General features: G+C 65.4%; 13 protein-coding genes, 1 tRNA gene and 2 pseudogenes. 3 read left to right on the top strand and 13 right to left on the bottom strand.

Annotated elements, in window-relative coordinates; all coding sequences use genetic code 11:
• Window positions 1-68 precede the first annotated feature (68 nt).
• A complete protein-coding gene (locus PXJ20_RS02310) occupies window positions 69-1,112 on the bottom strand; it encodes an oxidoreductase (protein ID WP_421030096.1) in 1,044 nt (347 codons plus the stop codon).
• Between the two features lie 266 nt (window positions 1,113-1,378).
• On the opposite strand from PXJ20_RS02310, the gene PXJ20_RS02305 reads away from it, so the two are divergent.
• A complete protein-coding gene (locus PXJ20_RS02305) occupies window positions 1,379-3,469 on the top strand; it encodes a UvrD-helicase domain-containing protein (RefSeq protein WP_421030095.1) in 2,091 nt (696 codons plus the stop codon).
• 195 nt (window positions 3,470-3,664) lie between these two features.
• On the opposite strand, the pseudogene PXJ20_RS02300 reads toward PXJ20_RS02305, so the two are convergent.
• Window positions 3,665-4,584 (bottom strand): annotated as a pseudogene (locus tag PXJ20_RS02300) (c-type cytochrome).
• A 319-nt stretch (window positions 4,585-4,903) separates the two neighbouring features.
• Between PXJ20_RS02300 and PXJ20_RS02295 the strand changes: the two are divergent.
• Window positions 4,904-4,979 (top strand) — tRNA-Arg (locus PXJ20_RS02295).
• A 66-nt stretch (window positions 4,980-5,045) separates the two neighbouring features.
• Here the strand turns inward: PXJ20_RS02295 and PXJ20_RS02290 are convergent.
• From PXJ20_RS02290 to PXJ20_RS02240, 11 genes and pseudogenes are all read right to left on the bottom strand, one after another.
• Window positions 5,046-6,122 carry a tyrosine-type recombinase/integrase gene (locus PXJ20_RS02290; RefSeq protein WP_421030094.1) on the bottom strand — a complete coding sequence of 359 codons (1,077 nt, stop codon included), beginning with the start codon at window positions 6,120-6,122 and terminating at the stop codon, window positions 5,046-5,048.
• 113 nt (window positions 6,123-6,235) lie between these two features.
• Window positions 6,236-6,292 (bottom strand): annotated as a pseudogene (locus PXJ20_RS02285) (DNA-binding protein); the annotation flags it as partial.
• Between the two features lie 720 nt (window positions 6,293-7,012).
• Window positions 7,013-9,805 (bottom strand): toprim domain-containing protein, encoded by a 2,793-nt coding sequence (locus PXJ20_RS02280; RefSeq protein ID WP_421030093.1) that lies wholly within the window; start codon window positions 9,803-9,805, stop codon window positions 7,013-7,015.
• Between the two features lie 2 nt (window positions 9,806-9,807).
• Window positions 9,808-10,065: a hypothetical protein gene (locus PXJ20_RS02275; protein WP_421030092.1), complete on the bottom strand. Its 258-nt coding sequence runs from the start codon at window positions 10,063-10,065 to the stop codon at window positions 9,808-9,810.
• Window positions 10,065-10,259, bottom strand: a complete 195-nt coding sequence (locus PXJ20_RS02270; RefSeq protein ID WP_421030091.1) for a hypothetical protein — start codon at window positions 10,257-10,259, stop codon at window positions 10,065-10,067. The genes PXJ20_RS02275 and PXJ20_RS02270 overlap by 1 nt, the downstream gene beginning before the upstream one ends.
• Before the next feature lie 44 nt (window positions 10,260-10,303).
• Window positions 10,304-10,507, bottom strand: a complete 204-nt coding sequence (locus tag PXJ20_RS02265) for a hypothetical protein (protein WP_421030090.1) — start codon at window positions 10,505-10,507, stop codon at window positions 10,304-10,306.
• A 4-nt stretch (window positions 10,508-10,511) separates the two neighbouring features.
• A complete protein-coding gene (locus PXJ20_RS02260; protein WP_421030089.1) occupies window positions 10,512-10,724 on the bottom strand; it encodes a hypothetical protein in 213 nt (70 codons plus the stop codon).
• Between the two features lie 86 nt (window positions 10,725-10,810).
• On the bottom strand, window positions 10,811-11,059 hold the full coding sequence (locus tag PXJ20_RS02255; RefSeq protein WP_421030088.1) for an ogr/Delta-like zinc finger family protein: 249 nt from the start codon (window positions 11,057-11,059) through the stop codon (window positions 10,811-10,813).
• Window positions 11,047-11,250, bottom strand: coding sequence for a hypothetical protein (locus PXJ20_RS02250; RefSeq protein ID WP_421030087.1), 204 nt, complete (start codon window positions 11,248-11,250; stop codon window positions 11,047-11,049). Before PXJ20_RS02250 ends, PXJ20_RS02255 begins: the two co-directional genes overlap by 13 nt.
• 39 nt (window positions 11,251-11,289) lie before the next feature.
• Complete coding sequence (locus PXJ20_RS02245) at window positions 11,290-11,487, bottom strand: hypothetical protein (RefSeq protein ID WP_421030085.1); 198 nt, start codon at window positions 11,485-11,487, stop codon at window positions 11,290-11,292.
• Window positions 11,488-11,501: 14 nt separating this feature from the next.
• A complete protein-coding gene (locus PXJ20_RS02240) occupies window positions 11,502-11,717 on the bottom strand; it encodes a hypothetical protein (protein WP_421030084.1) in 216 nt (71 codons plus the stop codon).
• A gap of 87 nt (window positions 11,718-11,804) precedes the next feature.
• Between PXJ20_RS02240 and PXJ20_RS02235 the strand changes: the two genes are divergently transcribed.
• Entirely contained in the window at window positions 11,805-12,302 is a 498-nt protein-coding gene (locus PXJ20_RS02235; RefSeq protein ID WP_421030083.1) for a helix-turn-helix domain-containing protein, read from the top strand.
• Window positions 12,303-12,329 lie beyond the last annotated feature (27 nt).

The raw sequence follows: 12,329 nt of genomic DNA, 5'->3' as shown, positions 1-12,329 counted from the left end.
GGCGGTGGCTCTTATGGTTCTTCCCCGGAAGATGAACGGCCTTACGTACGTGAGGTGCATCAGGCGCATCACGCGCGTGCAAAGGCGAGCGTGCGGCCTTCTTCGGCGCTGCGATTGGCCAGTTCGATGATGGTCATAACGTCCACCGCGTCCTGCGCGCTGACGGGAAACGGCGCGCCGTCACGAATCGAGGCTGCCAGCGCCCGATAGAAGCCGATGTAATCGCCGTCGCGCGTGGCGTGCGCGCGCTCCACTTCCTGTTCGCCTTCGATCACGTGCAAGAGCCCCGGTTCGTTGCCGCCGCCGAAACCGGCGTCGCCGGGACGCAAGCCGGCCTTCAGCTGGTCTTCCTGGGTGTCGAGCCCGTTCTTGCGGTAGCTGCCGCGCGTGCCGTGAATCACGAAACGCGGCGCAATGGCGGCGAGCGCGCTGGCGTGCAGCACCACCTGGTGCGCCGCGTAGCCGAGTTGGAGATGCACGTAGTCGGGCGCGGTGCCGTGATCGCGATGTGTCTTCACGGTCGCGGTGACGGTTTGCGGCGTGCCGAACAGCACGAGCGCCTGATCGATCAGATGCGGGCCGAGGTCGAACAGCAGACCGCCGCCGCGCGCCGCGTCTTCGCGCCAGCGCTGACGCACGAGCGGACGGAAGCGGTCGAAATGCGATTCGAAGTGCGTGATGCGGCCAAGCTTGCCGCCTTCCACGAGGTCGCGAACGGTGAGGAAGTCGCCGTCCCAGCGGCGGTTGTGGAACGGCGCGAAGAGGCGGCCCTGCTTTGCGGCGAGATCGGCGAGCGTGCGGGCTTCGGCGGCGGTGAGCGTGACCGGCTTGTCGACCACCACGTGCTTGCCGGCTTCCAGCGTGCGTCGCGCGAGGTCGAAGTGCGTGTCGTTGGGCGTGGCGATGACGACGCATTCGATGTCGCCGAGCGCGAGCAGCGCGTCGAGGTCGGGCACCACGGTGGCCGCGGGGAAGTCGGCACGGGCGCGCTCGGCCTGGCCGGTTGCGATGGCGGCAACGGTCGCGCGGCCGCAATGGGCGATGACCGGCGCGTGAAACGTCTGGCCGGCGAAGCCGTAGCCCATCACACCTGTTTTCAGCGGGGCAGTCATGAAAGCTTCCTGCAAAAAAACGGCGCGCTGTCTTGCCACCATGGCGGCAGCGCGAGACAGCGATTGTGACACGCTGAAAGCGCGGACGTTGCCGTATGACGCCGGGGCGCGGCTGTCTGACGCCGCGGGCGCCGCCGTCTCGGGCCGAAGGCGTCGATGTCCGAAGCCGAAGGCGCCTCCGTGTTAACATCGCGGGTCCAACTTCCGCCGCCGCGCGTGACTCGCGCCCGCGGCGGTGCCACCTGTCATTCCCCATTCCAGCAACGATGTCCGCAGGCCTGAATTCCGCCCAAAGCGAAGCGGTGCGCTATCTCGACGGTCCCTGTCTCGTGCTCGCCGGCGCGGGCAGCGGCAAGACGCGCGTGATCACCCAGAAGATCGCGCATCTCATCGAGGCCAAAGGCTTCGAGCCGCGCCACATTGCCGCCGTCACCTTCACGAACAAGGCTGCCGCCGAAATGCGCGAGCGCGTGGGCAAGCTGCTCGAAGGCAAGACGCTCACCACGCCCGGCAAGGAAGGCCGCAAGGTGCCGGTGAACCAGCTCACCGTGTGTACTTTTCACTCGCTGGGCGTGCAGATCCTGCGCCAGGAAGCCGAGCACGTAGGCCTCAAGCCGCAGTTCTCGATCATGGATTCCGACGACTGCTTCGCCATGATCCAGGAGCAGGTGGGGTCCACGGACAAGGGCTTCATCCGCAAGATCCAGACCATCATTTCGCTGTGGAAGAACGGCCTCGTCACGCCCGAAGAGGCCATGGCCACGGCGTCGAACGAGGACGAGCACCAGGCGGCCATCGTGTACCGCAATTACGTGGCGACGCTGCACGCGTATCAGGCCGTGGATTTCGACGACCTCATCCGCCTGCCGACCGAGCTCTTCGCAAAGAACGAGCCTGTGCGCGACCGCTGGCAGAACCGGCTGCGTTATCTGCTGATCGACGAGTACCAGGACACCAACGCGTGTCAGTACGAACTGCTCAAGCTGCTGGCCGGCCCGCGCGCCGCGTTCACGGCGGTGGGCGACGACGACCAGGCCATCTATGGCTGGCGCGGCGCGACGCTCGAAAATCTCGCGCAGCTCGGCAAGGACTTCCCGAAGCTGCACGTCATCAAGCTCGAACAGAACTATCGGTCCACCGCGCGCATTCTCACGGCGGCGAACAACGTCATCGCGAACAATCCGAAACTCTTCGAGAAGAAGCTGTGGTCCGAGCACGGCATGGGCGATTCGATCACCGTGACCGGCTGCAACGACGAGGAGCACGAGGCCGAGTCCGTGGTGTTCCGGCTCTCGGCGCACAAGTTCGAGCGGCGCGCGCAGTTTCGCGACTACGCGATTCTCTATCGCGGCAACTTCCAGGCGCGCATCTTCGAGCAGGTGCTCAGGCGCGAGCGCATTCCCTACGTGCTCTCGGGCGGCCAGTCGTTCTTCGACAAGGCCGAGATCAAAGACCTGTGCGCCTACCTGCGTCTCATCGCGAATCCCGACGACGATCCCGCCTTCATCCGCGCCATCACCACGCCGCGGCGCGGCGTAGGCAACACGACGCTCGAAGCGCTGGGCGCGTTCGCGGGGCAGGCGAAGGTGTCGCTGTTCGAGGCCGTGTACATGGGCGGCATCGAGGCGCGCCTTTCGGCGCGGCAAATCGAACCGATGCGCACCTTCTGCGACTTCATGCAGCGCCTCACGGATCGCGCGGACAAAGACCCCGCCACCACCGTGCTCGACGACCTCATGGAGGCGATTCACTACGAGGCCTACCTGTACGACGCGTTCGACGAACGCCAGGCGCAGGCGAAGTGGCAGAACGTGCTGGAGTTTCTGGAGTGGCTGAAGCGCAAGGGCACCAAGCCCGAGCAGGCCATTTCGGACGAAGGCGAGGCGACCGGCTACGACAACGCCGACGGCCTCGCGGACACCGGCAAGAACCTGCTGGGCCTGATCCAGACCGTCGCGCTGATGTCGATGCTGGAAGGCAAGGACGAAGACCCGGATGCGGTGCGCCTGTCGACCGTGCATGCGTCGAAGGGGCTCGAGTATCCGCACGTGTTCCTCGTGGGCGTGGAGGAAGGCATCATGCCGCATCGCGGCGGCGCGGACGACGAACCCATCGACGACGCGCGCATCGAGGAAGAGCGGCGCCTCATGTACGTGGCGATCACGCGCGCGCAGCGCAGCCTGCATCTGAACTGGTGCAAGAAGCGCAAGCGGGCGCGGGAGACTATCGTGTGCGAGGCGTCGCGCTTCATTGTCGAGATGGGCCTCGACGAGGCTCCGCCGCCCACCGAAGACGAGGCGCCGATGACGCCGAAGGACCGGCTGGCGAGTCTCAAGGCGTTGTTGCAGAAGGCTTGAGGGGAAGGTGGCGGGCCGATCGCGACGACCAATTGCTCGCGCAGGTTCACGAGCAACATCCCTGCTCGTGCCGTTCTCCGGCGGCGCTGTTTGACGGAGCCAATGGTCCCGACGAACTCGATTCATTGAGACGCGCCGCGCCTGCTTTCGCATTCGTGGCGCCGTTCATCGAGCCCGCGGCTCCGCTCGTTTCGCTTACTTCGCCGCGCTGACCATGTAATCGACGGCGGCCTTCACGTCCGCGTCGGACGCGTTCGAGCCGCCCTTCGGCGGCATCGCGCCCTTGCCGTGCAACGCGTAGTTGTAGACGACGTCCATCGGGTCTTTCAGGCGTGGCGCCCAGGCTTCCTTGTCGCCGAACTTCGGCGCATTGAGGACGCCCGCGGCGTGGCAGGCCTGACACACCTGCTGATAGAGCGCCTTGCCCGCCTGCGACGCGTCGGCACTCTGCGTGGCGCCGCACCGCCTGCGGCCGGTGCGGATGCGGTCTGCCCGATCGCGGCGATTGCCGCTTTTGCGGCTGCGGCTTGCGCGTCGGCTGCTGCATTGGCGTCTGAGGCCGTTGCGCCGCCCGATGCGGCTGCCGCAGCCGATGCGCCCTGTGCGCCAGCGGCCGGCTTCGGCGGATCCTGGAATTGCGCGCCACCGTGATTGGCCATGTAGGCGACGGCAAGGCCGATTTCGTAGTCGCTGTAGTCGTCGGGGCTCGTGCCGCCGCGCGGCGGCATGGCGTTCTTGCCGTTGAGGGCGTTGTGCCAGAGCGTGTCGAAGCCCTGCGAGATGCGCGGTCCCCAGTCGCCGGCGTTGCCGAACTTCGGCGCGCCGGCTGCGCCCGCCGCGTGGCACGCGGAACAGACCGCCTGATAGACCTGCTCGCCGGTCTTGTAGACGTGCGGCGCGTTGGCGTCGCGCAGGTTCAGCTGGGCGATGGGCGCGACGCGTTTGGCGACGGCGGCATCGGATAGCTCGTCGGTGCCCGCGCCTGTGCGCGTCGAGTTATCGACGTAGTAGGCGAGCAGCACAATGACGATGACGGGAATGGCAAATCCGGCGATGACAGCGGCGATCAGCTGGCCGGGTGTTTTGATCGGGGCTCCGTGGGGTGCTTCGCTCATGCTTGTCTCGTCTCCGTTGATTTTGTGAGCGGTACAGCAGGACGGCAACGACATGATTCTGATCAAACACGAGCGATTATAGACGCAAGGTTTTGGCGACGGCGAGCGCGGGCGCGGGGTCTTCAGCAGGCGTTTACCCGAAAGAGGGCGGGAACGTCGAGGGTCCTTTCTCTAGCTGCGGACGGCTGAAAATCGTACCGCGGGCCGCCCCGGGACGCGGTCCCGTCACGGCCGCGCGGTGGACGCAGGCAGCGAAAGCGGTTATTCTCTCGGTCTCGCTGAGCGCTGCAACCCCCGGTTGCGGCGCTTTCGTGTTGAAGCGCCCGTAGCTCAATGGATAGAGTACTGCCCTCCGAAGGCAGGGGTTGCTGGTTCGATCCCAGCCGGGCGCGCCAAGCTGGACATGCCTGCCAGCGATTTCGCTAAGTCATCTTTCCCCCCTCAGTACAGTGAAAATACAGTTAGCCCGCCGCTAACTGCAGGTCGGTCGCGCTCGTGTGCGGCACAACCCACCTGGCAAGGTGGTCGGCTGACAGGTGCGCGTACCGCTGCACCATCTCCAGCGTTTCCCATCCTCCCAGCTCCTTGAGCACCTGCATCGGCGTCCCGCGCTGCACGTGCCAGCTCGCCCAGGTGTGCCGCAGATCGTGCCAGCGAAAGTCGCGGATGCCGGCACGCTTCAACGCCTTTGTCCAGGCGGCCGTCACAGTCTGGTAGACCGGTTTGCCGTGGTAAACGAACACGCTGTCGACGTACTCGGGCGCGCGCTTCTTCGTTAGCTGCCGCCGCAGCACGGCGATTGCCGTGCCGGAAAGCGGAACCGTGATTGCCTTCCGCGCCTTCGCCTGATCCGGGTGAATCCACGCGACGCGTCGCACGATATCAACCTGCGACCATTGCAGCCCGGTCACGTTCGAGCGACGCAGACCTGTCTCGAGACTGAATCGCGCCATGTCGGCGAGGTGTTCCGGCAACTCGGCCAGTAGCCTTTCCGCTTCCGCCTGGGTCAGCCATCGAATCCGCTTCGACGCGACCTTCACGCGCTTCGTCACTGGAGCGCGATCCAGCCACTCCCACTCGACGGCCGCATTGAGCACCGCTTTCAGTACGCCGATGACGCGGTTCACGGTGCCCGCACTCACGGTCTTGCCCGTTTCCCTGAGACCCTTTTTCGTTCGGACCACCCGAGGCTCCCTCCGTTTCGCAAGTGCAATTGAATCGATCCGATCGCGGTCTATGTCCGCGAGCGTGGCACCGGAAAGATGCTGGTCCAGCCATCGCAGGTGCGTTTTCGATGTTTCTAGGCTTGCCAAACCTTCGCGCTCGCTGACGTATCTGACAACCGCGTCGTTCCAGGTGTAGCGTGGCTTGTGGCCGAGCTTCGCCTGGTTCCAGAGATCTACTTTCAGGCGGTCATAGAACTCCTGCGCTTGCTCTTTGTTGCTGGTGCCAGTGCTGCCTTGTATGACCGGACCACCGCCGGGTGGCGTGAGCCTGTAATACCAGTTTGGACTCCTACTACGTTTGTAGAGCGACATTTATTTACTTCCTCCTGCTGATCGCCCTGCACAACTCGCGGAATCCATTCTCCGGCGAGGTAACGCTGCAGGGCAACCGTTGAAAACATCCAGCGCTTGCCGACCTTGCGGCCAGGCACTTCGCCCGCCTTCGCTTTCAGCCTCACGGTTTCGGGGTGCGCGCCAAGCATTGCAGCGGCGCCGGCGAGGTCAACCGTGTTGACCGGTATGACCGCTGCAGCTCGTGCAGCGGGGGCACAGGCAGCGCAACTAGTGGAATGATGGTTTGGGCGAAGTTCATTCATAACGTGCTGATTTCTAAATGCTTTATGTGCTATCAATTGCCATCACTCAGGCATGGCGACCGTCAATAACCCGTGGCTCAAAAAATAGGCACCGTCCGCGACTGATGGCAAAACGCCCCTGACTAGTGGCACGCTGTTCCGGCCGATTCCTTGCCCTTCTCCGCTTTCTTTCTTCTTCTTTTTCAATGGATTGAAGAGAGAGAAGAAAAGGGCGAAGGCGGCCGGCGCCGAAACCGGACTGATGGCAAAACCGGCATGACTCGTGGCAAACGGCGTGCGACTCGTGGCGGCAGTCCTCTCAACAATCAATGACTTACGAAAGAGACCACGCAAAAACCACGTGTCGGCTGCGCTGCCTGTGTGTTCCCGGCGGCAAAACGCGCCCGCGCGGCCCCGGTCCCTCCCGGCTTGTGCCGTTGCCCGGCCGTTTCGACTCGCAGGGGGTACGGGGGAGCGCGGACACGAACGCGACGGCGGGTTGCCGTGCGCCGGCTGCTGCACGCATTGGCGCACGCACCTCAAACCCGGATTCAGGGCCGCTACGCGGCCGGAAGGAACGAGGCAGGGGGGGACGGCCGCACGGCGGCCGCAATGGCTGTGAGCGGGTCATGGGCGGTTCCCCTGTAATGCGTCCGTGGCCAGATCCTCGCGTACCGATACGTGCAGGCCGAACCCGGCGAGACGTTGAAGCGAGACGGGCGTGAGGTAGGGCACGCGGCGCGTGTAGATGCGGCGCTCCACTTCCTTTTCGCCCACCACCACGCCGGCGTGCTTGAGCTGCGCCTTGAACACGCGGTCCGACTTCACCGGCAGGCTGTTCCACTTGTCACGCAGCGCGCTGGTGTGCGCGATGTGGTCCATCACGTGCCCCGTGCGCAGCAGCAGGCAGAACTCGCCGTCGACGGTGTCGAACGTGTACGGGTGCTTGTAGTTGCCGCCGTCGATCTCCGACAGCACGGTCTCCATGATCCACACCCACGGCTCGCGGTCGGCGCTCGTCTCCGCGATGTGGCCGTTCATTTCCGCGAGCAGATCGCGCGGGAAGTCGCCCTCGCTCGGGTCCATGCCAGCGAACTCGCACAGGTAGCGCCACGCGAGCGCGACGGCGGCATAGTTGCCGGCCATGCGCTTCGCGCCATCGTCCTCGCCGCTCGCGCGGCAGTTTGCGAGCGCCTTGCCGTTCAGTGCGGCGTACTGGTCGAGCACCGCGCGCTTGTCGAGGCCGGCGAGGAATTCGAGCCACTGGCGCATCGGGAAGCGCGGCAGGTCGTCGGGCAGCAGCGGCCCGCGCTTGCCGGTGAGCGTCGTGCGCACGAGCTTGCCGAGCAGGCTTCGCACGGGCACGTCCTCGCCGGCGAGCATCACCGGTGCGCACAGCAGGTATTCGGTCATGTCCGAGCCGCGGCGTGTCACCGTGTACTGATAGTTCTCCTGCAGCAGGCCCACGGCCTTGTCGATCACGTCCTGCCGGCGCGCGGACAGTTCTTCCCATCCGACCGGGTGGCTCGTATGGCTGATGCTCGTGAGCAGCCGGAACTCGGTCTGCAGCGACTGGCCCGAAAACATCGTGAAGGCGAGCGAGCGCTCGAGGCGCTTGATGAGCGTCGACTTGCCGGCGCCCTTGTTGGCCTGGATGGTGATGTGCGGCCAGAAGCCGAGCAGGGCTTTCAGGTGGCCCCCGAGCGCCCACACGAGCGGAATGGTCGCGGCGTTCTGTCTGAACGTCGTCTGGTAGGCCGTGATGACGCGGCGCGCGTCACTCACCGGCCCGCCCGGGAAAGTGAGGTTGTGATACGGGCATTGCTTGTCGGCCTCGGTGAAGTAGCAGTCCGGGCCTTCGTTGACGATGAGGCGGCCGTCGCGCCAGGCGAGCCCGACGAAGTTGGCCGCCTGCCGTGCGCCGAGGTCGGCGCCGCGCTCGAGTATGTTCACCATCCGCTTGAACGGCGCCGGCGCCCAGATCGGGCCGAACTTGCCCCACTGGTCGACGTTGTGGAGCTGGTCGTCGAGCATCACGCGGCGGATGAGCTGCGCGCCGTGCCGCGGCGCCTGCACGGAGACGGCGAAATAGACGGTCGGCGCCTGGTCGTCGTCGCCTGTCATGGTGGCCGTCGCGCTGGCCACCGACACGCGGCTGATGGCGGCAATGCGGAAGCCGCACAGATCCGTCATGACGGGCGTCTCGACGCCGCTTTCCTCGTTGCGGTCCATCTTCGTGATGTGACTGGTGAAGTCGGGCCGCACGCGGAAACGCCAGTACTGCGCGAAGTCGTGCGAGGGCAGGAAGATGCGCGGCCGGCCGCGGCGCGTGGCGTCGCCAGCCATGCCGGCGATGAGCCACGGCTCGATCTGCTCGAGCGCGCGCGCCAGTTCGGCCGGCCCGCGCAGCTGCAGATAGTCGTTCACGTCGTTGATGGGTTTGCGCGCTGTTTCCCCGTCTGCCAGATCGGCCAGCCACTCCGCCTGGTCGACGAGCACCGCGCTGATGTTGAGCGACGTGAGGCGCTCGTAGAGCGCCCATGCGGCCTCGGGGCCGGGGCGGTGGCCAGCTCGCGGGTGGCCGTCTGCGAAGGGCTCGTCGTTGTCGAGGCAGATCACCACCTGTTTGCCGCGCAGGAAGGCGAAGTCGATGGCCTCGACGTTGGCGAGCCCTCGCAGTGCGAGCGCGGCCGTGGCCGGCATGGCGCAGGTATCGACCGACAGTGCGTTGATGGCGCTCTCGACGATAAACACGCGCCGGGCCTTGGCGAGCCGGTGTGCGTCCGCGATCCATGCGAAGCCAGCCTTGTCGCCCTGGGTCTGCGTCTTGACGCCGCCGTTGAGCGCGGGGTCGACGTAGCGCATGTCGACGGCCACCACGCGGCCGTCATGCGGCGCACGCACGATGAACGCGGCAGCGGGGCCGCCGTGTCCCACTTCGCCGGCGGCGGCCTTTGGACTTGTCCACGTGTTGAAGCCGAGCGAGCGGGTGGCGATGGCGGCGTCGATCGCCGCGGCGGAAATGCCGCGGCCCGCGAGGTATTCGCGCACGCGGTCACGCTCGGCGAGGCAGCGGTCGGCGATGTACTCGACGGTCGATTTCTCGCGCCGCTCGCCGGGCTCGGGCCGCTCGTGCGGGATGCCGTAGGCGTCGTGCAGGAACCGCACGGCTTCGGCCACCGTGCCGCCGCGCACGTGGATCACGAGGTCGATGCACGAGCCGCCCGTGCTGGCGCTGTGATCGCGCCAGCCGGTGCCGTGCTTCGGGTGGTTCACGTAGATCGACAGCGACGGGCTTTTGTCGTCGTGGTGCGGCGAGTGGTAGAGCGCACGGTCGCCGCCACGGCCGCGCCTGATGCCGAGGCGTTCGGCGAGGTCGTGCAGGTCGATGCGCTGTTTCAGTTCTTCGATTGTTGCCATTGCTATGCGGGCTGCCCGGATTGCTGCGGGGATGCGGGGTTGCCGTCCGTGGACGGGCTGAACACGATGGCCCTGAGCGCATCGGCCGACTGCGGGAAGGCCAGCGCGAGGCGGTCGCTCAGGGCCGCGACGAACAGGCCGAGCGTGCACTGGCGCTGCATGCTGCCGGGGCGGTTGTCGAACGGAAGCGTGGCGGCGGCTGCGGCGATGGCCGCACGCAATACAGCGTCGTGCGGAGCGGTATTGGTTGAGCGTTCCATTACGTCCTCGCCGGAACGGACCAGGCCAGTGCTGCGAGCAGCGAAACGAGCGCGCCGGCGGCAACCGCGAGCGACAGCAGCGGCCCGCACTTCAGCTCGAAGCGGCGCAGCATGCCGGCGGCCGTGAAGGTCAGGCCGGCCAGCGAGAACGAAAGCACCAGCAACACGCCGATGCCGAAAACGTACTGTTTCATGGGTGAGGTTCCTTGTCGGTGCGCCGGAGGCCGGCGCGGTTCAGTCAATCGCTGGTGTCGTTCGCCGCGAGACACTTGCCGTCGCATGCACGCCGTGAACGCGCCTGCTCGCGGTCCTGCAGGGCGCGCGCAGCGGACTCGACGACGAGACGCACGGCGCGGTGCCGCATCGACGTGTCGAAGTCGCCGACCATGCGCAGGCGGTGCCACGTCACGCGCAGCTCAAGGTCCGTGATGGGCGCGCGCATCGGGTCAGTGCAGAACGATGGAGGTGAGGACGGGCATGCCGGCGTCGATGTCCCAATGGCAGCCGAGGACATAGCCAAGACGGCGTGCCGTGCCGACGAACACGAACGGATCGATGTCGGCGCGCCAGAGCGTCTGCAGGTATTCGCGGCGCTGATCGAGCGGCAGGGCGGACGGATCGAACGGCATCACGACGGGCGCGGAGGCGAGGGTGGCCATGCGGATTTCTCCTTTCTTTGGGCAAAAAAGCCCCTCGCGCCGTACAGGCACGATGCGAGGGGAAACGGGGAAAGCGGGTTAGGGCGCTAGACGGGCAGTTCGAGCTGCTTTGCCAGCTGCTCGCGCACGTGAGGTGAGAGCGGCAGGTTCAGCGCGAGATTAGGCATTGCCGATGGCGAGAGCGTGCGTGCGAATTCCATGTTCACCACGTACGTGTGGCCGCATGCCGTGTTGTTGCACTGGAAGGTGACTTCGCGGAAGGTCAGCGACATATCGCGGCTGCTGCGCGCGGTCGCACGGGTACGGCAGTGCGGGCAACGGTTCAGGATTCGCATTTGGGCTTACTCCGGACGAGATACAGTGCGCGGCCGCGGCCGTTGAGCTGCGCCGCGGTCAGGCGCAGACGTCGTTTCACGAGCCATTCGGCAGCAGCCTCGATCGACGGCAGGTTGAACTGCCTGCGTACGTGTTCCAGCACGTCGCAATCGGCGTCCGAGAAGGCTACTTCCGTGCTGGTTTCGGGCATCGTAGGAGCGGCTCATTGTTGGCGGTTCGGTGCCTTCGTTCAGGCACTCGTGCGGTCCAGAATCAGGGTGTTGCGTTCGGCGAGCACCGCGGTTGCTTCGCGCATCACGATCTCGCGGATCATCACGGCGAGCTGTTCGCCCTGGTAGTTTGCAAGTGCGGTGAGAACGGCCTGCTCGTAGTCGTCGAACCGGATGGTGTGCTTGTGCGCGCGGACGCGCTTCGGATCGGGGTACATGCGTGCTCCTCAATTCAACGGCGTTCGTTGCGGGAACGGGGGGCAGGGAGTGCGCGGAGCTGACGTGAGCCGATGCGAATCAGCTCACGCGCCATGCTCGAAATCGAGCGGTTGCGCTGTGCGGCGAGCATCTCCAACTCGCCGCGTTCGGCAGGGGTGAGCCCCACATACACGGGCTTGTCCGACATGGTGCCGCGCGGAGAACGGCGCGGGCCTTTGGCGGTCGTCATGGTCGGTATACTTTGGTCGTTAGTCTTGCGTTACGGTAAGGCTAGTGTAATGCTCTCAATTGAGAGCGTCAACGTAAATGAATTCAAATGAGAACATTCGGCACGCGTCTTCGCGAAGAGCGTTTGAAGCTCGGCCTGAGTCAGGAGGAATTTGCCGCAGTGGGAGGAGTTGCTCGCGGTGCTCAGGCAAATTACGAATCCGGAGAGCGCACACCGGACGCTAAGTACTTGGCCGCGGTTGCCGAGCTTGGAGTCGATCTGCTGTACGTCTTGAAGGGCGTGCGGACTTCCGGTGACGCAGGTTCAGGCAGCGCAATCGGATTTGTCGTCAACGACGACGAGCGCGATGTGATCGAAAACTATCGACTATTTAACGAAACAGGAAAGGCTGCACTGCATGCTTTCATCGCCAGCTGCATCAACACGGCGTCGATGCTTGCGACTGCGACGTCGCGGCGCGCGAAGCGCCTTTCGGAAAATCGGCGTGCAGCCCTTGATCAACGCACCGCTGAGAATGTCGATCGCGCAGTGGCTGAGCTCGAACGGCTGAAGGTCGAGCGCGCGACGAACGCGAAAAAGAAATAGCGCCAAGCCCACCGAGTTACGGAACCT

The organism is Paraburkholderia sp. A1RI_3L (assembly GCF_048957895.1).
GTDB classification, from domain to species: Bacteria; Pseudomonadota; Gammaproteobacteria; order Burkholderiales; family Burkholderiaceae; genus Paraburkholderia; species Paraburkholderia kururiensis.
This window is presented reverse-complemented; position numbering and strand designations above follow the sequence as displayed.